General features: G+C 68.8%; 25 protein-coding genes. 5 read left to right on the top strand and 20 right to left on the bottom strand.

What is annotated here, in order from left to right:
* Positions 1 to 214, bottom strand: a 214-nt coding sequence (locus VH326_RS14690; protein WP_329632425.1) for a hypothetical protein, incomplete at its 3' end; no start/stop codon positions are given.
* Positions 215 to 408: 194 nt separating this feature from the next.
* Between VH326_RS14690 and VH326_RS14695 the strand changes: the two genes are divergently transcribed.
* From VH326_RS14695 to VH326_RS14715, 5 genes are read left to right on the top strand one after another with little or no spacing between them, the layout of a single operon-like run.
* On the top strand, positions 409 to 678 hold the full coding sequence (locus tag VH326_RS14695; protein WP_329632589.1) for a flagellar biosynthetic protein FliQ: 270 nt from the start codon (positions 409 to 411) through the stop codon (positions 676 to 678).
* Between the two features lie 8 nt (positions 679 to 686).
* Positions 687 to 1,451 carry a flagellar biosynthetic protein FliR gene (locus tag VH326_RS14700; RefSeq protein WP_329632590.1) on the top strand — a complete coding sequence of 255 codons (765 nt, stop codon included), beginning with the start codon at positions 687 to 689 and terminating at the stop codon, positions 1,449 to 1,451.
* Position 1,452: 1 nt separating this feature from the next.
* A complete protein-coding gene (locus VH326_RS14705) occupies positions 1,453 to 2,517 on the top strand; it encodes an EscU/YscU/HrcU family type III secretion system export apparatus switch protein (RefSeq protein WP_329632591.1) in 1,065 nt (354 codons plus the stop codon).
* Positions 2,510 to 4,525: a flagellar biosynthesis protein FlhA gene (locus VH326_RS14710; protein WP_329632592.1), complete on the top strand. Its 2,016-nt coding sequence runs from the start codon at positions 2,510 to 2,512 to the stop codon at positions 4,523 to 4,525. Before VH326_RS14705 ends, VH326_RS14710 begins: the two co-directional genes overlap by 8 nt.
* Positions 4,525 to 5,661, top strand: a complete 1,137-nt coding sequence (locus VH326_RS14715) for a tetratricopeptide repeat protein (RefSeq protein WP_329632593.1) — start codon at positions 4,525 to 4,527, stop codon at positions 5,659 to 5,661. The genes VH326_RS14710 and VH326_RS14715 overlap by 1 nt, the downstream gene beginning before the upstream one ends.
* Here the strand turns inward: VH326_RS14715 and VH326_RS14720 are convergent.
* From VH326_RS14720 to VH326_RS14810, 19 genes are read right to left on the bottom strand one after another with little or no spacing between them, the layout of a single operon-like run.
* Positions 5,658 to 5,993: a hypothetical protein gene (locus VH326_RS14720; protein ID WP_329632594.1), complete on the bottom strand. Its 336-nt coding sequence runs from the start codon at positions 5,991 to 5,993 to the stop codon at positions 5,658 to 5,660. The genes VH326_RS14715 and VH326_RS14720 overlap by 4 nt on opposite strands.
* Complete coding sequence (locus VH326_RS14725) at positions 5,993 to 6,502, bottom strand: hypothetical protein (RefSeq protein ID WP_329632595.1); 510 nt, start codon at positions 6,500 to 6,502, stop codon at positions 5,993 to 5,995. The genes VH326_RS14720 and VH326_RS14725 overlap by 1 nt, the downstream gene beginning before the upstream one ends.
* A gap of 50 nt (positions 6,503 to 6,552) precedes the next feature.
* A complete protein-coding gene (locus VH326_RS14730) occupies positions 6,553 to 7,290 on the bottom strand; it encodes a sigma-70 family RNA polymerase sigma factor (RefSeq protein WP_329632596.1) in 738 nt (245 codons plus the stop codon).
* Complete coding sequence (gene fliP / locus VH326_RS14735) at positions 7,287 to 7,988, bottom strand: flagellar type III secretion system pore protein FliP (protein WP_329632597.1); 702 nt, start codon at positions 7,986 to 7,988, stop codon at positions 7,287 to 7,289. Before fliP ends, VH326_RS14730 begins: the two co-directional genes overlap by 4 nt.
* A gap of 11 nt (positions 7,989 to 7,999) precedes the next feature.
* Positions 8,000 to 8,347: a hypothetical protein gene (locus VH326_RS14740; RefSeq protein WP_329632598.1), complete on the bottom strand. Its 348-nt coding sequence runs from the start codon at positions 8,345 to 8,347 to the stop codon at positions 8,000 to 8,002.
* Positions 8,344 to 8,658, bottom strand: coding sequence for a FliM/FliN family flagellar motor switch protein (locus VH326_RS14745; RefSeq protein WP_329632599.1), 315 nt, complete (start codon positions 8,656 to 8,658; stop codon positions 8,344 to 8,346). Before VH326_RS14745 ends, VH326_RS14740 begins: the two co-directional genes overlap by 4 nt.
* Entirely contained in the window at positions 8,655 to 9,404 is a 750-nt protein-coding gene (locus VH326_RS14750) for a FliM/FliN family flagellar motor switch protein (protein WP_329632600.1), read from the bottom strand. The genes VH326_RS14745 and VH326_RS14750 overlap by 4 nt, the downstream gene beginning before the upstream one ends.
* 19 nt (positions 9,405 to 9,423) lie before the next feature.
* Complete coding sequence (locus VH326_RS14755; RefSeq protein ID WP_329632601.1) at positions 9,424 to 10,605, bottom strand: flagellar hook-basal body complex protein; 1,182 nt, start codon at positions 10,603 to 10,605, stop codon at positions 9,424 to 9,426.
* 1 nt (position 10,606) lies between these two features.
* Positions 10,607 to 11,050 carry a flagellar hook assembly protein FlgD gene (locus tag VH326_RS14760; RefSeq protein WP_329632602.1) on the bottom strand — a complete coding sequence of 148 codons (444 nt, stop codon included), beginning with the start codon at positions 11,048 to 11,050 and terminating at the stop codon, positions 10,607 to 10,609.
* Position 11,051: 1 nt separating this feature from the next.
* Positions 11,052 to 11,846 carry a hypothetical protein gene (locus VH326_RS14765; protein ID WP_329632603.1) on the bottom strand — a complete coding sequence of 265 codons (795 nt, stop codon included), beginning with the start codon at positions 11,844 to 11,846 and terminating at the stop codon, positions 11,052 to 11,054.
* Entirely contained in the window at positions 11,843 to 12,292 is a 450-nt protein-coding gene (locus VH326_RS14770; RefSeq protein ID WP_329632604.1) for a hypothetical protein, read from the bottom strand. The genes VH326_RS14765 and VH326_RS14770 overlap by 4 nt, the downstream gene beginning before the upstream one ends.
* Positions 12,289 to 13,587: a FliI/YscN family ATPase gene (locus VH326_RS14775; protein ID WP_329632605.1), complete on the bottom strand. Its 1,299-nt coding sequence runs from the start codon at positions 13,585 to 13,587 to the stop codon at positions 12,289 to 12,291. Before VH326_RS14775 ends, VH326_RS14770 begins: the two co-directional genes overlap by 4 nt.
* Positions 13,584 to 14,219 (bottom strand): hypothetical protein, encoded by a 636-nt coding sequence (locus VH326_RS14780; RefSeq protein WP_329632606.1) that lies wholly within the window; start codon positions 14,217 to 14,219, stop codon positions 13,584 to 13,586. The genes VH326_RS14775 and VH326_RS14780 overlap by 4 nt, the downstream gene beginning before the upstream one ends.
* Positions 14,216 to 14,569: a hypothetical protein gene (locus tag VH326_RS14785; protein ID WP_329632607.1), complete on the bottom strand. Its 354-nt coding sequence runs from the start codon at positions 14,567 to 14,569 to the stop codon at positions 14,216 to 14,218. The genes VH326_RS14780 and VH326_RS14785 overlap by 4 nt, the downstream gene beginning before the upstream one ends.
* On the bottom strand, positions 14,559 to 15,788 hold the full coding sequence (fliF, locus tag VH326_RS14790) for a flagellar basal-body MS-ring/collar protein FliF (RefSeq protein ID WP_329632608.1): 1,230 nt from the start codon (positions 15,786 to 15,788) through the stop codon (positions 14,559 to 14,561). Before fliF ends, VH326_RS14785 begins: the two co-directional genes overlap by 11 nt.
* A gap of 15 nt (positions 15,789 to 15,803) precedes the next feature.
* On the bottom strand, positions 15,804 to 16,121 hold the full coding sequence (locus VH326_RS14795) for a flagellar hook-basal body complex protein FliE (protein WP_329632609.1): 318 nt from the start codon (positions 16,119 to 16,121) through the stop codon (positions 15,804 to 15,806).
* Complete coding sequence (gene flgC, locus VH326_RS14800; protein WP_329632610.1) at positions 16,118 to 16,549, bottom strand: flagellar basal body rod protein FlgC; 432 nt, start codon at positions 16,547 to 16,549, stop codon at positions 16,118 to 16,120. The genes VH326_RS14795 and flgC overlap by 4 nt, the downstream gene beginning before the upstream one ends.
* Entirely contained in the window at positions 16,546 to 16,893 is a 348-nt protein-coding gene (locus VH326_RS14805) for a flagellar basal body rod protein FlgB (protein WP_329632611.1), read from the bottom strand. The genes flgC and VH326_RS14805 overlap by 4 nt, the downstream gene beginning before the upstream one ends.
* A 12-nt stretch (positions 16,894 to 16,905) precedes the next feature.
* A complete protein-coding gene (locus tag VH326_RS14810; protein WP_329632612.1) occupies positions 16,906 to 18,036 on the bottom strand; it encodes a flagellar basal body P-ring protein FlgI in 1,131 nt (376 codons plus the stop codon).
* Between the last annotated feature and the right edge of the window lies 1 nt (position 18,037).

Here is an 18,037-nt window from a genome sequence, read left to right on the forward strand (position 1 = left end):
GGCTGTTATAGGTCCGCACGATGGCATCGTCGGGGCCCTGACCGACCAGCATCTCGTCTTGCTGCTGGATCACCAGGTTGCCGGTCGCGGCGTTGAGCAAGGCCTGCTCGCCCGATCGCCCGATCGACCCCGACCCGAGCAACCCCGCCGCGCCCAGCACATTGGCCGATCCGCGCTCCAGCCCCGCGCCTGCCCCGGTGAAAATTTCGACCATTTCCGTCACGTCCCCTGCGATGCAGGAGACGGGCCCGCGCCCGCCTCTGACAGGCTTGTCCGAACGAATTGCCGAAAGTTTAGAATTATTTCGTCGGCGATCGATTCTCGCGTGCGAATCGCGCCCGCCATGACTAGTGTCCCGATTCGGGACAGAGTCGCACGTGCCGGCGCGGCTTTTCATCAGGGGGACTTATGGGCGGCGATCGGGCACTCAGCCTGCTCAACGATATGTTGTGGAACAGCTTGCTGGTGGCGGGACCGGTACTGATCGCGACCTTGCTGGTCGGGCTGGTGATCAGCGTGTTTCAAGTGACCACGCAGCTGCAGGAAATAACGCTGAGCTACGTCCCGAAGATCTTGGTGGCGGCCGTCATGCTGATCGCGATCGGGCCGTGGATGCTCGGGCGCGTGACCGGTTTCGCCACCGCGCTCTATGCGCTGATCCCCGCCCTCGCCCGCTGATCCTTGCGATGATCGCGCTGACCGACCAGGCGATGGCCGTGCTGCTGCTGACGCTGCGGCTGGTGCCTGCTTTCGCCTTTGCCGAGCCGTTCACGCTCTTGCGCGTACCCGCGATCGTCCGCGTGATGCTTTCGATCGCGCTCGCCGCGTGGCTGGTCGGCGCAAATCCGGCGGCGACGTGGCAGAGCGATTATCGCGCGAGCGGGCTGGCCTGGGCGGCGGTCAGCGAGCTGATGCTCGGCGTCGGGCTGGCGCTGTCGCTGCAATTCGCGTTCGCCGCGTTGCTGACGGTCGGGCGCGCGCTCGACATTCAGGCGGGCTTCGGGCTCGCGGTGCTGGTCGATCCCACGACCAAGAGCCAGATGCCGCTGATCGGCACGGTGTTCGCCTATGCCGCCGCCGCGATCTTCTTCGCCAGCGACGGACCCGCCGACCTGCTCGCGATCTGGGCGGCGTCGGTCCAGGCGGTGCCGCTCGGCACCGGCGCGCTCGGCGGCGACCTGCCGCGCTTGCTCGGCTATCTGTCGAGCGCGTTCGTGATCGCGTGCGGGCTCGGCGGCGCGATCATGCTCGCACTGTTTCTCGCCGACCTCGCCATCGCGTTCATGTCGCGCACGCTGCCGCAGATGAACGTCATGCTGCTCGGGTTTCAGGTGAAGGGGCTGATGGTGCTTGCGCTGTTGCCCGCGGCGGTAGCACTGGCGGGCGGGCTGTTCCTGCGATTGCTGCGCACCGCACTTGAAGCGGCACCGCAGCTGGTGATGGCACGCTGACATGGCGGAGGGCCAGGAACAGAACCGCACCGAGGCCGCGACGCCGTTCAAGCTCAAGCAGGCGCGGCAAAAGGGCATGGTCGCGCGCGGGCTCGATCTCGGATTCGTCGCCGGACTGATCGGGCTCGCCGCGTTCGTGATCATCGCGGGGGGCAAACTGATCGCGGTACTCGCGGTGGCGATGCGCCGCGCGCTGACCAGCGGGATCGTCGCGGCGGGCGATCCCGGGTCCGCCACCGCGCTCGCCGCCGACAGCCTGTGGCCGGTGCTTCGACCGGTCGTCCTGTTCGGCTGCACGGTGGTCGCGGTGATCCTGGCGGTCGAAATCGTCCAGCTGCGCGGGCTGGTGTTCAGCGCGACCCCGCTGACGCCCGACTTCAGCCGGCTCAACCCCGCCAAGGGATTGAAGCGGCTGTTCTCGGCACAGATGCTCAAGCAGGCGATCAAGAGCATCCTCAAGATGACCATCTATACGACGATCGCGATTCTCGCGATCCGCGCGGCGCTCGCGGGCGCGGGCATGCGAATCACCGACGCGTCGCGGCTTGCCGACACGCTCGACCATGCGGCGATGCGGATGATCCTGCTGTTCATCCTCGCGGCGGCGGGGCTGGCGGTGGTCGACCAGGTGCTGGCGCGCGGCGAATTCGCCAAGCAGATGCGGATGAGCCGGCGCGACGTGACTCGCGAGCATCGCGAGCGCGAGGGCGACCCGCGGCTGCGCGCCAAGCGCAAGCAGGCGCACGCGCAGTTCGCCAAGCAGTCGCAGGGCCTGGGCAACCTCCCCGGCTCCGACATGCTGGTGGTCAATCCGCGCCATTATGCCGTCGCGCTCGCTTACGCGCGCGATGCCGGCGGCGCGCCGGTGGTGACCGCCAAGGGCGCCGACCGTCACGCTTTGCAGCTCAGGGCCGCGGCTGCGCGCCACGGCATTCCGATCATCGAATCGCGCCGGCTGGCGCGAGCCTTGTTCCGCGACGGCGAGATGGGGCGAGAGATCGCGCCGCAGCATTTCCACGCGGTGGCGGAATTGTATTTCAAGCTGGGGGTGACGGCGCGTGCTTGATCGTTTGTTGCGCAACAATCGCGACTTGTTGCTGGTCGCCGCGATCTTCCTGATCCTGGTGATCCTGTTCGCGCCGATCCCGCCGGCGATGCTCGATTTGTCGATAATCGCCAATTTCGGGCTGGCGCTGACGATCCTGCTGCTGACCTTCTACGTCGCCAAGCCGGTCGAATTCTCGACCTTTCCGTCGCTGCTGCTGGTCGCGACGCTCTATCGCCTGTCGCTCAACGTCGCGGCGACCCGGCTGATCCTGACCGGATCGAGCGCCGGCCAGGTGATCGGATCGATCGGCACGTTCGCGGTGCAGGGCAATTTCGTCGTCGGGCTGGTGGTGTTCTCGATCCTGGTCGTGGTCCAGTACATCGTAGTCACCTCGGGTGCGCAGCGCGTGTCCGAAGTCGCAGCACGCTTCACGCTCGATTCGATGCCGGGCGCGCAGATGAGCATCGACGCCGACCTCAATATGGGGTTGATCGATCAGACCGAAGCGATCCGCCGCCGCCGCGAACTCGAGCGCGAGGCGAGCTTCTACGGCGCGATGGATGGCGCGTCGAAGTTCGTGAAGGGCGATGCGATCGCTGGGATCATCATCCTGTTGATCGACATCATCGCCGGGTGGATCGTCGGCGTGCTCCAGCTCGGCATGGAATGGAACGAGGCGCTGCAGCATTTCACGTTGCTGACGATCGGCGACGGCATCGCCGCGCAGCTCCCCGCCCTCATCATCTCGGTCGCGACCGGGATCATCGTCACGCGATCGTCGTCGGATCGCCAATTGTCGACCGAAGTGTTCGCGCAGCTCGCCTCGGTGCCGCGAATCCCGTTGATCGTGACTGGGGTGCTGATGCTGCTGCTGTTGCTGCCGGGAATGCCGAAATGGCCGATCGCGGCGATCGCGCTGCTGGCGGTGTTCGCATGGCGGCGGATGCGGCGATCGGAAGGTGCCGAGCAGGCCGCCGCAGAGGAAGCCGCACTCGAACCCAGCGGGGGTCCACCGGCGATCGACATCCGGCTCGGCGCAGCGCTCGCCGACGCCTGGCGCAACCAGGAAGCGGTGCTGCTCGACCGCATCGAAAGCCTGCGCCAGATCCAGGAGCGCCGCTTTGGCGTCGCGTTTCCCAAGGTGCGGATCGTCGATGGCCCGGCGCTCGGGTCGCACGATTACGAGATCTGCCTGTTCGGATCGCGTTTCGCGGTCGGCGAGGCACGCCCCGACCTGCTGCTCGCGATCGGAGCGCCGGGCCAGGCGCCGGCGGTCGACGGCATCGCTACCAGCGACCCGAGCTTCGGCCTGCCCGCCAAGTGGATCGAACCGTCGGCCGAACAGGCCGCACGCGATGCCGGGTTGACCGTGATCGACCCGACGACGGTGTTGATCACGCAGTTCAGCGAGGTCGTCTCCACGGAGATCGCGACGCTCCTCACGCGGCCGATCGTGACTCGCTTCATCGAGGATGTTCGCACGCGCCAGCCCGGCCTGGTGGAAGAGCTGATCCCGACGATCCTTGGCGTCGCCGACATCCAGCGCGTGCTGCAGAACTTGCTCGCCGAAGGCGTGTCGGTGGCCAATATCGACCTGATCCTCGAACATCTCGCCGATCTCGGCCGCACCCAGCGCGATCCCGTCGAGCTCACCGAACTGGTCCGCCAGCGGATGAGCCACGCGATCTGCAACCAGTTGCGCGGCGACCATCCCGATCTTGCGGTGCTGAGCCTCGACCCCCGCATCGAAAACCAGATCGCCTCCGGGCTCGGCGCGGCGCAAAATGGCGGACTGCCGATCGAGCCGGGGCTCGCCGAGCGATTGATCCGGCGGCTGTCGGCGATGGCGGAGGCGATGCACAAGGAGGGGCGTGCGCCGGTCTTGCTGTGCGGCGGCGAGTTGCGCCGGCACATCAAGGCGTTCACCCGGCGCAGCATCCCGCGGCTGTCGGTGGTATCGGTCAACGAGATTCCGATGCGCATCAACCTCAAATCGTTCGATATCGTGAAGCTGGAGGGACAATGATGGCCGACCAATCCGCGCGCGAGGCGACGTTCGAGCGGCTCAGCGGCTATCTGGCGCACGATCCGGACAATGTCGCGCTGTTGGTCGATGCCGCCGAGGCGGCGATCGACGCGCAACGACCCGACGAGGCAATGGCGTTGCTCGACCGCGCCGCCGCGTCGACCGAGCCAGGACCGCGCGAGCGCAACCTTGCCGGGCTCGCAGCGATGCAGGCCAAACGGTTCGACCGAGCCGCCGACGTGTTCGCCGCCCTGTTCGATGCCGGCCACGACGATCCCTCGGTGCGGTTCAACCTCGCTTGGTCGCGGGCTTCGCTGAAAGACGACGACGGCGCGCTGGCAGCGCTCGACGATGCCGCGGCGGAGGCGCTCCCCCAGGCCGCAGCGCTTCGCGTCCAGCTGCTCCACGGCACCGGTCAGTTCGAAGAGGCGTTCGAGCGCGGCAAGCACTATCTTTCGCTCCATCCCGACGCGCGCCAGCTCAACGCCGCGATGGCGGTGCTGGCGATCGACATGGAGGACGAGGCGCTGGCCGCGGCGTGCGCCGAACGCGCGCCCGACCACCCCGACGCGCTCGCGACGCTCGGCACGCTCGCGCTCGACGGGGACGATCCGATGGTGGCGGAAGCGCTGTTCGACCGCGCGATCGACCGCAATCCCGAGGTGCCGCGGGCCTGGATCGGCCGCGGGCTCGCGCATCTCTTGACCGGCAAGGCCGCCGAGGCGCCCGCCGATATCGACCGCGGCGCGGAAATGTTCGGCACCCATCTCGGCTCGTGGATCGCGGCGGGCTGGGCGCACTTCGTCAACGGCGACCGCGCCGCCGCGCGTGAGCGGTTCGACCGCGCGCTGGCGATCGATCCGACCTTCGCCGAAACCCACGGCTCGCTCGCGGTGCTCGACATCCTCGACGGCGATTTGCCAAGCGCGCGCGAGCGAACGCAAGTCGCGCTAAGGCTCGATCGCCAATGCTATTCGGCGGCACTGGCAATGGCGATGCTGAGCGCGGGCGACGGCGATGCCGCGAAGAGCCAGGCGATTATCGAGCGAGCGCTCACCACCCCGCTCGGCGACAGCGGGCGCACGATCGCGCAAGCGCTCGCGCGGATCGGAACCCAGCGAGGGTCGCTACACTAACCCGCGCGGAAATCCTGCGTCACCCGGTCGAGCAACGCGCGAGTCTCGTCCGAATCCTCGATCATCTTGAGCACCTCGCCCGTCACCGTCTCGAACGCTGGGTCGGCGACCAGTTCGGCGCCGAGCCGCTCGCTCAACAGACTGCGGACCAACGCGCGGCGGAAGTCGCGTTCGGGCAAATCGGCGACGGCGGCGAGGGCCTCGATCCGCTGCTGCGGCGTGGCCGGGCGCCCGTCCTTGCGCGTCGCCGCCCGGCCTTTCGCGCGGTCGCTGCGTTGCAATTGCTCGCGCAGCAGCAGCAGGACCTGATCGGTCGCGCCGATCCCCGTCATCAGTTGGGCCGGCCGGAAAATTGCCCGAGCAACAGGCTGGTCGCCGACATCGTCTCGTCGGTCCCCGCGTCGCTGCCGATCTCCCCGACGCGGTCGATGATCAGCTGCATGTCGCGATTGAGCGGCGGGTTTTCTTCATTGGCGGCGATACCGAGGCGCAGTTGCTCGATCGCCTGCGGGAATTCGTCGCGGATCAGATAGGTCAGCCCGCCGACGAACGTGCGCAGATAGTGACCCTCGGGGAGCAAGGCGAGCGGGCCCCAGGTCGACAATGCGTCGGCCGCCTCGCCCGAAGTGAGCTGAAAGAAGCCGAGCTGAAACCGCGCGATCGCGAAGTCGGGCGCGAGATCGACCGCGGCCTTGAGCGATGCCAGCGCCTCGATCGGCCGCCCGATCCCGGCGAGGAGCGACCCGCGCAGGAAATGCAGCCGCGGGTCGGCGGGGAAATCCGCGAGCGCGCGGTCGACCAGCACGAGCTCGTCGCCGTCGTCGGATGCGACCGCCGTCATGAGATCGGCAAGTCTGGTTTCATCGCAAAGAGTCATTGCTGTCGTCCCTTTTAATGGTGCCGGAGCCGCCGCCGCAAGCGATCGACCGCGCTCTTGTGAAGTTGGGATACGCGACCGCGGCTCAACCGCAGCAATTCGGCGACGTGCGCGAAGCTGAGGCCGGTATGGTAGTGCTGGCGGATCACCGCGTTCTCGGCGTCGGGCAGGCGTTCGATCGCGTCGGCGAGCGCGACCTGCGTCTGGTGCCAGGCCAGCCCCTCATAGGCGCTGGGCCGCGTATCGCTCCCCTCCTCGCTCTCGACTAGCATGCCCGTCCCTTCGAGCATCAGCCCAAGCGCCAGGTCGACGGCAAGGTCGGCGAGCGCGGCGAGCGGATCGGCCGGCTGGCGTTCGGTCGGCGAGAGCGAACGCAGTCGCTCCTGGCGGAGCCTTCGGCGCTGGCCGATCTGGGCCTCGACATCGCTCATCTGGCTGAGGCCATCGGCGACGCTGCCGGTGATGCGCGGGCGGGCGTAAGCGCCGAACGGCACGCCCTGAAGCGGGTCGAAACGGTCGAGCGCCTGGAGCAGGCCTTCATACGCGAAGTGTTCCGCATCGGCGCGGTCGGCGGGCTGGCGGCGCCAGCGGAACTGCCGCGCGGCGATCGATCGGGCGAGCACGACGTAGCGATTGAACAAGGTTTCGCGCGAGCGGCCATCGTCCTCGAACCGGGCACGGCGCCATAGCGACGCTTCCGCGCGCGACGGGTCGAGCACGATGTCGAGGCCGGTTTCTCGCTCGCGCTTCATCTGAAACTGCCCAGAACGCCTTGGATCACCAGGCTCCAGCCGTCGATCAGCACGAACATCAGCAGCTTGATCGGCAGCGATATCGTCGCCGGGGGCACCATCATCATGCCAAGCGACAACAGGATCGCCGACACCACCAGGTCGATCAGCAGGAACGGCAGCAGGATGACGAACCCGATCGTGAACGACACGCGCAATTCGTTCATGATGAAGGCAGGCGCGAGCTTGAGGATTTCGACCTGGTCGGGCCGCGTCGGAACGGGCGTGCGCGCGATCGCGTAGATCGCGGCGATGTCCGAATCGCGAGTCTGGGCGAGCATGAAGGTCCGCAACGGTGCGGTGCCCTGCGTCATCGCCTGCTGCGCATCGATCCGGCCGGCGAGGAACGGCTGCAGCGCCTGACTGTTCAGCGTGGTCAGCGTCGGCCCCATCGAGAAGGCCGTCAGGAACAAGGCGAGGCTGAGCAGCACCGGATTGGGCGGGGTTTCGGGCATGCCGAACGCGTGACGCACCATCGACAGCGTGATGACGATGCGGACGAAGCTGGTCATGCTGATCAGGAGCGCCGGCAGTACCGCGAGCAAGGTCAGCAGCATCGTCGTGCGCACCACGTCCGACGTCCCCGCCGCGGCCAACGCCGGTGCCGGCGCCGCCAAGGCGGGTGTCGCTGCGAACAGAACGGCCAGCGCGGCCGCCACCGCGATTCTCCTCACTGGGTGCGCTCGACGTCGGGCGCGGCCGGACCTTCGCGCAGGACGTGCGGCCGCTGGGCATGGAGCAGCAACAGGAACTCTTGCCCGTCATAGCGCACCACCCCGATATCGGCGTGCATCCCGATCCGGCGCACCTCGACGATCTCGATCGCACCCTTGCGCGGCGCGACGCCGCGCAACCAGGCGGCGAGGTCGGCCTTGCCCATGCGCTGACGGATCAGCAGAATCGCGAGGCCCGCGACCGCGATGCACAGCACGAACGCAAACACGATTCGGCCGAGCGGCACATCCACCGCACCGCCGCCGCCAAGCCGACCGGCCACCTGGTCGGCGAACAGGATCACGCCGCCAGCTCGGTCAGCCGCACGCCGAACTTGTCGCCGACCGCGACCAGTTCGCCATGCGCCACGACGACGCCGTTGAGCCTGAGTTCGACCGCCTGATTGAGCGGAGCGTCGAGAGTCACCACCGATTCCGCCGCCAGCGCGCCGAGTTCCGCGACGGTCATCCGGGCGTTGCCGACGAACGCTTCGATCTCGACTTCGACATCGTCGATCATGCGCGCCGCGAGCGGACGCGCAGGGGTGGTGTCGGACTTGGTCGCTGCAGTGTTGGTCTGGGGCACGCGCGCTGGTCTGCCTTTCTGAAGAGTCATATGACGACGAGGCGAAGCCGCTCGTCTTGCTGGTCGATCGTGCAATGGAGCGGTTTCGGACGATGATCGACGGCAATGCTCGCCGGGTCGCCAAGCGCTCGATCGAGCACCAGCAGATCGCCGATGCCGAGTGCGGCAAGCTCGCCGGTGGTCAGCCGCGCGGCGCCGACGCGTGCCGACACGCTGATCGGCTGCGGATCGAGCGCCGCCGCGATGCGCCGCGGCGCCGGGCGCGGATCGGCGGGCGGCAAGCCGGCACGGACATGGCGCACGGCCAGCGCCTCGCTCACCGCGATCCGCAGCAACGTGGCGCCTCCCGCCGCGACGCGAAATTTCCACCAGGCATGCGGCACGGGATCGCCAGTTCCGGATCGCCACGGCCGGTCGAGCCCGAGTTCCCGACTCAAGCGCTTGCGAAGATCGGCGAGGCAAGCGTCGGCCGCACCTTCCAGCGCCGCGCGATCGGCGGGGGTCAACGCGTTGGGATCGGGCGGCGTGCCGTACATCAGCGCGGCGACGGCGGACGGGGCACCCTCGCCCGCGCTCAGCACCATGTCGCCTTCGATCGTCCAGGCCGCGCCGGCGTCGAGGTCGCGCAGCGCGATCTCGACGCGATCGCCCGCGACATCGGCGGCGCCGTGCGCGAACCATTTCGCCGACCAGCCGCGCACTGCCGCGCGCAACGGCAAGTCGCGCAGCCCGCGCGCGACGGCGTCCGCCGGCAACCAGGAACGGTGCAAGGTCATGCCGCGTCACTCACCGCGTTCACCCCTGCCCGCGGATGCCGAACAGCTGCTGGATCATGTCGTTGGTCACGCTGATGATCTGCGACGATGCCTGGAACCCGCGCTGGACGAGGATGAGGTCGGAGAATTCGAGCGTGAGATCGACGTTGGATGCCTCCAGCCGGCGCGACTGCACCTGGCCGACGCGCGTGTCGCCGCTCGGCAGCAGATCGCGTTGCGCGGTCTCGCTCGCCGTGAACAGTCCGCCGGCCTGCTGCGTCAGTTGCGAGGTATCGCGGAAGTCCGCGATCGCGACCGATCCGAACTGCTGCTTCTGCTCGTTCGAATAGCCGATCTCGACCTGCCCCTTGTCGTTGACTCCCAGGGTCGCGAACGTTCCTGTGGCATATCCGTCGGTCGACGCCGCACGCAGCGTCGATACGTCGCCGCCCGAATACGAGCTGACCCCGGTCGAGAAATCGAATGCGACGCTGGTCGACGAGGCGGCGTCGGTGAAGGTCAGCGTCGAAGTCGACGGGTCGACTGCGCCGCCCAGGAACTTGAGCGTCTGGGTGCCGATCGTCGCGCCCTGGTCGTCGGTAACGGTGACCGTCCAGCTGCCCGGCGTCGCGGTCGCCGACGTGTCCTTCTCGAACTTGGCCTGCCAGACGTGCTTCGCGCCGGTCGAGTCATAGACCGCGATGCTGCCGACCGTAACCGCGCTGGTCGCGCTCGACGAGAGGTTGTCGGAGAACACCACCTTGGTCGTTGCCTGCGGCGGGCTGGTCCGCGACGTATCGACCGACAAGGTCTGCGGCTGCCCGGCCGCGTCGAGCGTTGCCAGCCGCCAGTCTGTTCCCGACAGGACGATGAAGCCCTGCTTGTCGACCTCGAAGCTGCCGGTGCGGGTATAGGCGACGTCGTTGCCGCGCATCAGCATCATCAGCCCGTTGCCCTGGATCGCGAGGTCGAGGTCGCGGTCGGTCTGGCGCAGCTCACCCTGCGCGAAGTCGAGACGGCTGGTCCCGTTGCGCACGCCGTTGCCGGCGGTATCGCTATAGCCGCCGTTCGATCGCCCGTTGGCGCCCAGCACGTTCTCGAAGCTGACGGTCGATCCCTTGAACCCCTGCGAGTTCAGATTGGCGACGTTGTTGCTGATCTGCTGAAGCCCGCGCGAATAGGCGGCGAGCCCGCTAAGCCCGATATAGATCGATCCGAACATGTCAGTTTCCTTCTCGAATCTGGGAGACGGCGGCGAGCGACAGACCCGAAATGGTCTGACCGTCCCCGGTCTTGATGGTGATCTGCGGATCGCCGTTGTCGAAGCTGATCGCGGTGACGGTGCCCGAGATCACCGCGGCGCCCGATGGGATGTCGACGGTGCGGCCGAGCAACCCGGCGGCCTGCATCGTCGATTGCGCCGAGACCAGCGCACCGAGCTTGTCGTTAGTCGTCTGGCCGAGCTGAATTTGCGAGAATTGCGCGAGCTGCGACACGAATTCGAAATTGTCGACGGGCTTGAGCGGATCCTGATAAGTCAGCTGAGTCAGGACGATCTTGAGCAGCGATTCGAAGCTTAGCCCGAACGCGCTGGTCGCGGAGTTGCTGGTGGACGCCGCATCTGCCGTGGTCGCGGCGACGGGCGTGGTGGCGGATATCGCCTGCATGTCATCCCTTTCCTTGTGCGTCGGGGCCGCCGCGCCGGTTGACTCGTAATTCGCTGAGCACGAGGCCGTGGCGCGCAAGCATCTGCGCCACCGCTTCGTGAACGGCACCATGATCGATCGTGGCCCCTGCATCGGCGGTGACCGACACGGCGACCCCCGCGTCGGTGCGATCGATCGCGACCTTGACCCGTGACGCCGCTTCGGAGGCTGGCCGATTCGGTGCGGTGCGACCGGCTGCGGGCAGCGTTGGCTTAGGCGATCCCGGCAATCGCCCCCTGCTCACGGCGAGCGGCACGGGCACGGCGGTCGCTTCGATCGCACCCGGCTCGGATCGCGCGGCAACGACCGCCGGCGCCGCCGATGCGGACTCCGCGGCCGAGCGTTCGGGCAGCGCCGCGCTCGCGATCGACGACGTTTCCTGCTCGGTCACCGCCGCGGCGCCAGACGGCGAAATGGCCGTAATCGGGAGCTGGATGGGCGAGGACACGGGTTGCGACCGCGGCAGGTCGCTTACCAGCCGCGGCCGGTCCGGCGCGTCGGCTGTGCCCGGGACGGGGGGAGCAACGCCCGCGAAGAAACCGTGCTGGTCGAACATCTCGACCGAGGATCGCATCGTACTGCCCGGCAGCCGGTCGTCGCTGCCGCCATCCCCGCCCGTCAGCGCTCTGTCGAGAACGCTGGCCAGCATGTCGGCGAACGACGGCCCGCCGGCGCCGGCATCCGGCACGCCGGGCGAAGAGCGATCGGGTGCGAGCGGGAACGGAAGCGTTGACAGCGCGGTCGATATTCCGGTCATCGCCGTCTCCAGCTTGCGGTGGTGCGGTCGGCAAGCGTCGCGAGCGCCGCCTCCTCGCGGTGCCGAGCGACTCGCCGGCCGAGATCCTCGGCAACGCGATGCGTCGCCCGATCGCGGGCATCGAGGCCGCGCCAGCGATCGATCGCGGCATCGTGGCGCCGCGTCGCCACGTCCGCCGCTTGCGCGCCGGCATCCGCCGCGGTTTCGGCCTGGATCAGCAGTCGGCCGATCGCAGCGCTGGTGTCTGGATCGAGCAAGGCCGCGGCGGTCGCTTCATACCATCGCGCCGCGATATCGCCGACGCGAGCGGACGCAATCTCGGCCTCGGCGAGCGCCACGGTTTCTCTTGCGCGCGCGTCGGCGACATCGCCGCTCGCGGCGTCGCGTTCGGCGCGCTGCAACGCTGCGAGTTCGCGAACCTGGCCGAGGCGGCGGCGCGCGCTCATGACGGCACCGTGCGCAGTGAAGCCAGCGTCGCCGCCGGGGCGACCGCTTCGTCGTTGGGCTGGCGCAGGAAGCCGGCGAGCGCCGCACGCGCCGCGATCGCCGCGTCGATGCGCTCGTTCGACCGCGCGCGATAGACGCCGCTTTCGATCATCACGCGGTTCTCGTCATAGGCGGCGAGCAGGCCGACGGCGTTGCGCATCAGCGCCAGATGGTCGGGTTCGACCAGCCGCGCGGCCTGGCGGCTGACGCTGCGCACGATGTCGATCGCGGGAAAATGCCCCTGGTCGGCGAGCAGTCGCGACAGCACGATATGTCCGTCGAGCAGCGACTTCATCACCTCGACGATCGGATCGTCGACATCGTCGGTCTCGCTCAGGACGGTCATGATGGCCGTGATCGCGCCGCCGCCGCGCACCGCACCGCAGCGCTCGACGATCCGCGGCAGCGCGGCGAACACGTTGGGCGTATAGGCCCGCACTGTCGGCGGGGCACCCGCCGCCAGCCCGATCTCGCGCAGCGCCATCGCCAGCCGCGTAATCGAATCGAGCATCAACACGACATGCTCGCCGCGCGCGCGCCAGTGATCGGCGAGTGCCAGCGCCTGGTCGACTGCGCGCGCGCGCATCACCGGGCTCTCGTCGGATGTTGCTGCGACGAGGGTAAAGCGTTCGGGCGCAGCGGTCGCCTGCGCCATGTCCCACAGCCCCGACACTTCGCGCCCGCGCTCGCCGACGAGGCACAGGATGCAACGGTCGCAGTCGATCTGCGCGGCGAGTTGCTCGATCAGGCTGGTCTTGCCGACGCCGCTGGCCGCGAAGATGCCGATGCGTTGGCCGACGCCGAGCGTCAGCAGCCCGTCGATCGCGCGCACCCCGGTTGCCATCACGGTCGCCGGATTGACTCGGTCGAGCGCCGACACCTCGGCGGAGATATGGCTGACGCCGCCGGCAACCGGCCCCGCGCCGTCGATCGGCCGACCGAGCGCGTCGACCGCGCGGCCCGCAAAGCCATCGCCCGCGAGCATCCGCCGGTCGTGCGGAGTCGCCGTCACGCGCGCGCCAAGCGCCAGGCTGACATCGAGTTCGAGCGGGATCAGCGTGATGCCGCGTTCGCTGACCGCGACGACTTCGGCCGGAGTCGTACGGCCATCGCTCAATCCGATCTCGCACAATTGGCCGAGCCGCGCCGCCGGGCCGCTCGCGCGGACGAGGCCGGCGGCGAGTTCTTCGACATGCCCATAGAGCGGCGCGGTCTCGACATCGCGCAGCTGGTCGAGGAAGCGGTGCGGCTTCATGCCGCCCGCTCCAGCTCGGCGAGCGCGCGGTCGAGCACCACCCATTGCAAAGCCGGATCGACGTCGATCGCGCCAAGCTTGAGGTCGATACGGCATTCGCCGGCAGCGAGCACCGCATCGGTCGCCACGCGGCCCCGGGCGCTGTCGAGGGCGGCGAGCTGCTCGTCGGCGAAATCGGCGGCGCTCACCCGGACGCCGATCACCGCCTGCTCGCCGAGCCGGCCAAGATGATGCGCGATCGTTCGCGCCACGCGGTCGGCGCGGTCGTCGTCGTCGCCGAACACCTTCGCAAGCGCGGTGCGCGCCAGCATCACTGCGAGCCGGTCGATCTCGGCCAGGCGATCGGTCCACGCCGCGAGCGCATCGCCCAGCCCGCGCTCGACCGCAGCGGTGCGCCCCTCGTCATCCGCAGCCGCGTCGCCGCGGCCCGCCAGCCGTGCGACGGCGATCGCCTCGGCCGCGGCACGGCGCTCATCGGCAAGTTCGGCCTGGAGCCGCGCGACCTCGGTCTCGAGTTCGGCGATCCGCGGGTCGACCGTCAGAGTCTCCGTGTCGGTCGCCGCGACGGTGGCCGGGCGCGGCAGCGGCATTGCCGCGTCGCCGGCCGAAGCGCGCTTGATCAGTCCGGTCATCGCGCCCGCGCCCCGGCGAGCAACCCGCCCGCCGCCTGCAGCAGCGACCGCCCCGGGGCATGCGGCACGACCGCGGCCTCGGCTCCCACGGCATCGAGCAAGGCGGCACGCGCGGCGGCACTCGGCGCGCCCTCCGCTTGCGGATCGCGCGCAGCCACGACCAGCGCAGCGAACCACGGCGAGTGTTTCGCGGCGCCGGTATTTTGCGCAACCGGCGCTGCCTCTCCCCGCATCGCCGCGCGTAGCCGATCGCGGTCCTCCCGCGCGAGCGCGGCAAGGATCGCGCGGCGGTCGCTCGCGGCGAGCGAGGCGAGGTCGCGCGCGACGCTGGCGATCGAGTCAGCCGGCATGGAGCGCCTCCGGCTCGCCGAGCGCAGCGCGAATGCGGTCGACCATTGCGTCGCGCTCCTCGCGCGTCAGGCGCGGGCGCGGCCCGGCCAGGCGCGGCACGATCAACAACAGTGCCGCAATCCCGACCGCAATCGCGACCAGCCAATAGCTCCACGCACTGTCGCTCGGCGGCCGCGCGGCCGTCGGCGCAATGCTCGCTGCCGCACTGGGTAGCGGCGGGCCCGCGGTGGCGCCGGACGGGCCGATCCCGACCTCGAACGCCAATTCGTCGCCCGACGCTTCGTCCAGCCCGACGGCAGTGGCGACGAGACCGCGGGCGGTCGCCGTCTGCTCCTGGCTAAGCGGCGCGGCGGTCGCCACGATGATGCGCAACCGAAAGCTGCGAGCCGCCGGCTTGGCGGCATCGGGTGTGGGTGTTGCTGCGGGGGTCGGCGGCGCGGCGTCGCTCTTGCCGAGCACGAGCACCTTCACGTCCATCGCAAGGCCGGGGAAGGCCGGCTCGAGCGCAGCGCGCGCGCGGGCACGATAGTAACGCTGCACCCCCTGTTGCTCCTCGGCGTCGGGCGACAGGAAGGCGTCCTCGCTGCTCGACTCGCTGAGCACGCGACCGTCGCCGTCGAGCACGACGACGTCGGCGGGGGCGAGATCGGGCACCGCGAACGCGACCAGCCGCTGGATACCGGCGACGCGATCGCCGTCGAGCTGGCGCCCCGGCTTGGCGATCAACTCGATCGCGGCCTTGGCCGGGTTGCGCTCGCTGCGAAACAGCGCGCGTTCGGGCATCGCGAGATGGACTCGCGCAGTCTCGACCTCGTCCATCATCATGATGGTACGTTCGAGCTCGCCCTGCAGCGCGCGCTGATAGTTGATCCGTTGCGCGAAGTCGGTCAGCCCCATGTCGGACTTGTTGAACAGCTCGAACCCGACGCCGCCCTTCAACGCCACATCCGAGCCGGCGATCGCCAGCCGCGCCTGGTCGGCCTGGTCGGCGGGGACCGTGATCGTCGTGCCGCCATCGCCCAGCCGATAGGCGATGCTCTTGGCGTCGAGCTGCGCGACCACCGCCGCGGCGTCGGCGGGACGCAAGTTGCTGAACACCGGCACATAGGCCGGGCGCAGAAACATCACGTAGCCGAGCGCCAGCATGCCGAACATGCCGACAAACACTATCGCGATCAGGCGGATCGGCACGCGCCGGGCGGGGACGTCTTCACTCACTGGTCAGACCCGCGCTCAGAGTTGCATGTTCATGATTTCGCGGTAGCCGTCGAGCAGCCGTCCGCGCACTTGCATCGCCAGCTCTACCGACAGCCGCGCTTGCTCGAGCGCGTACGTCACCTGGTGGATCGGCACGTTCTGATCGAGCGTGAAGCGCTTGATGAGGTCGTCGGCGGTGGCGAGCTTGTTCTCCACGCCCTGCATTCCGGCAGCGAGGATATCGCCGAAGCTGGCCCCCGACACTGGCTGCGCCGGTGCCACAACGGCGGGGCCGAGCGTGGTCAGTTCGGGCGCAGTCGCGAGGACGCTGTCGATGGCGGCGATCGAGGTCATGACGCATGCCCCAGGTCGAGCGCGCGCGAGAACATCTGACGCTCGATCGCAAGCGCGGTCAGGTTCGCCTCATACGACCGCGAGGCGCGGATCATCAGCGTCATTTCGGAGGCCTGATCGATATCGGGCAGGCTGACGAAGCCGTCGGCACCCGCCGCGGGATCGCTGGGATCGTACACTCGCTTCACGCCGCCCGGGATCGCTTCGACTCCCATGACTCGCACCGCCGCCGGCACGTCGGAGGCACCCTTCTGCGCGAGCGCGGCGGCGAAGCTCTGGTCGGGGCCGGAGACGAGCCGCATCGGCCGATACGGATCGCCCGATGCCGTCCGGCTGGTGTCCATGTTGGCGAGGTTCTGCGCAATCACCTGGAGGCGCTGCCACTCGACGTCGAGCCCCGAGCGGCTGATTGCCATCGCATCGCTCATTGCTGGCCGCCGCGGATGACGGTGCGTGAAATGTCGAGTTCGCGGCCGAGTATCTCGACCAGCGCCGAGTAGCGGCCCGCAGTCGCCGTTGCGGTGTCGAGCTCGAGGTCGGTGCGGGGCTCATCGCCGAACCGGCCGGCCGCCATCGGCTCGACCCGCGGCTTGACCGCGGCGATCGCGTCGAGGCCCTGGTTCGCGGCGGTGCGCAGGCTGTCCTCGAAGCTCACCTGCGACGGACGGAAATTGCGCGAATTGGCGTTGGCGATGTTCGACGCGGTGACGTCGAGCCGAAGCGCGAGCCCGTCGAGCGACTTTGTGATCAAGGCGGCGGAGACTGGATCCAACGGAAAGCGACCTTATTGCACGAGGATGGAGGCGTGGAGCGCGCCTGCGGCCTTGACCGCCTGGAGCACGCTGATGATGCCGCGCGTGTCGACCTTGGCCCGCGACAGGCCCTGGACGAGATCGGCGACGGTGGTGTTGGGGAAGCTGACGACGGTGTCGCGCTTGCGATCCTCGACGGTCAGCTTGGTGTTGGCGACGACCAGGCTCGACACGCCGGGCATATCGCTGGCGAAGCCGTTGGCGAAATTGGGCTGCGATGCCGTCCGCTCGCCGGTGATCGTGACCTTGAGGTCGCCTTGCGCGATCACCACGCTCGAAATGCGAACGTCGCCGCCCGCGACGATCGTGCCGGTGCGTTCGTTGATGACGATACGCGGTACCCGCGCCGGCTCGACCGCGAGGTTTTCGAGCCGCGCCATGAACGGCGCGAACTGGTCGCGGTCGCCGCGAAACGCGATGCGCACCTCATCGGCATTCTTGACCGATGCCGCGCCCGGCCCGAATTGCATATTCACCGCTTCGGCAACGCGCTCGGCGCCCTCGAAGCTCGGCTCGCTCAAGACGAACCCGACGGTGCCGTCGGCGGCGAGCAGTTGCGCATCGACTGCGGTCTCCACCGTCGCGCCGGCTTCGAGCATCGCGGTGGTCGGATAGTTGCGCTGTTCGCGGTTGAGGTCGCTCTTGAAATCGTAGCCGCCGGCGAGCAGCGCGCCCTGCGCCAGCGCGTAGACGTGCTGGTCGGGGCCCATCAGCGGAGTCATCAGCAAGGTGCCGCCGGCGAGGCTGCGCGCGTCGCCGATCGACGATACCGTGACGGTCAGCCGGTCGCCGACATTGGCCGATGCCGGCAAGGTCGCGGTGACGATCACCACCGCGACGTTGCGGCTGTTGATGTCGTCCTCGCCGACGCTGGTGCCGAGGCGGCCGAGCACGTTCTTGAGCGCTTGGCGGGTAAAGCCGTTGCGGCGCGTATCGCCGGAACCGGCGAGCCCCGTCACCAGCCCGTAGCCGATCAGCGCATTGTCGCGCCAACCCTGGAACCGGCCGAGCCCCGACAGCGGCACGGCCGTCGCGGACGCCGCTACCGGGGCGGCGGCAGTCAGCAACAGCGCAGCGATCAACAGAGGCGTTCTACCGCGCATC

Source organism: Sphingomonas sp. (assembly GCF_036269755.1).
Classification (GTDB): domain Bacteria; phylum Pseudomonadota; class Alphaproteobacteria; order Sphingomonadales; family Sphingomonadaceae; genus Sphingomonas.

Excerpts from the sequence above, each read along its gene's own strand:
- VH326_RS14695 (WP_329632589.1), top strand. The coding sequence starts at position 409 with ATGGGCGGCGATCGGGCACTCAGCCTGCTCAACGATATGTTGTGGAAC.
- VH326_RS14700 (WP_329632590.1), top strand. The coding sequence starts at position 687 with ATGATCGCGCTGACCGACCAGGCGATGGCCGTGCTGCTGCTGACGCTG.
- VH326_RS14705 (WP_329632591.1), top strand. The coding sequence starts at position 1,453 with ATGGCGGAGGGCCAGGAACAGAACCGCACCGAGGCCGCGACGCCGTTC.
- VH326_RS14715 (WP_329632593.1), top strand. The coding sequence starts at position 4,525 with ATGGCCGACCAATCCGCGCGCGAGGCGACGTTCGAGCGGCTCAGCGGC.
- VH326_RS14720 (WP_329632594.1), bottom strand. The coding sequence starts at position 5,993 with ATGACGGGGATCGGCGCGACCGATCAGGTCCTGCTGCTGCTGCGCGAG.
- VH326_RS14725 (WP_329632595.1), bottom strand. The coding sequence starts at position 6,502 with ATGACGGCGGTCGCATCCGACGACGGCGACGAGCTCGTGCTGGTCGAC.
- VH326_RS14730 (WP_329632596.1), bottom strand. The coding sequence starts at position 7,290 with ATGAAGCGCGAGCGAGAAACCGGCCTCGACATCGTGCTCGACCCGTCG.
- VH326_RS14745 (WP_329632599.1), bottom strand. The coding sequence starts at position 8,658 with ATGACTCTTCAGAAAGGCAGACCAGCGCGCGTGCCCCAGACCAACACT.
- VH326_RS14750 (WP_329632600.1), bottom strand. The coding sequence starts at position 9,404 with ATGACCTTGCACCGTTCCTGGTTGCCGGCGGACGCCGTCGCGCGCGGG.
- VH326_RS14755 (WP_329632601.1), bottom strand. The coding sequence starts at position 10,605 with ATGTTCGGATCGATCTATATCGGGCTTAGCGGGCTCGCCGCCTATTCG.
- VH326_RS14760 (WP_329632602.1), bottom strand. The coding sequence starts at position 11,050 with ATGCAGGCGATATCCGCCACCACGCCCGTCGCCGCGACCACGGCAGAT.
- VH326_RS14765 (WP_329632603.1), bottom strand. The coding sequence starts at position 11,846 with ATGACCGGAATATCGACCGCGCTGTCAACGCTTCCGTTCCCGCTCGCA.
- VH326_RS14770 (WP_329632604.1), bottom strand. The coding sequence starts at position 12,292 with ATGAGCGCGCGCCGCCGCCTCGGCCAGGTTCGCGAACTCGCAGCGTTG.
- VH326_RS14775 (WP_329632605.1), bottom strand. The coding sequence starts at position 13,587 with ATGAAGCCGCACCGCTTCCTCGACCAGCTGCGCGATGTCGAGACCGCG.
- VH326_RS14780 (WP_329632606.1), bottom strand. The coding sequence starts at position 14,219 with ATGACCGGACTGATCAAGCGCGCTTCGGCCGGCGACGCGGCAATGCCG.
- VH326_RS14785 (WP_329632607.1), bottom strand. The coding sequence starts at position 14,569 with ATGCCGGCTGACTCGATCGCCAGCGTCGCGCGCGACCTCGCCTCGCTC.
- VH326_RS14795 (WP_329632609.1), bottom strand. The coding sequence starts at position 16,121 with ATGACCTCGATCGCCGCCATCGACAGCGTCCTCGCGACTGCGCCCGAA.
- flgC (WP_329632610.1), bottom strand. The coding sequence starts at position 16,549 with ATGAGCGATGCGATGGCAATCAGCCGCTCGGGGCTCGACGTCGAGTGG.
- VH326_RS14810 (WP_329632612.1), bottom strand. The coding sequence starts at position 18,036 with ATGCGCGGTAGAACGCCTCTGTTGATCGCTGCGCTGTTGCTGACTGCC.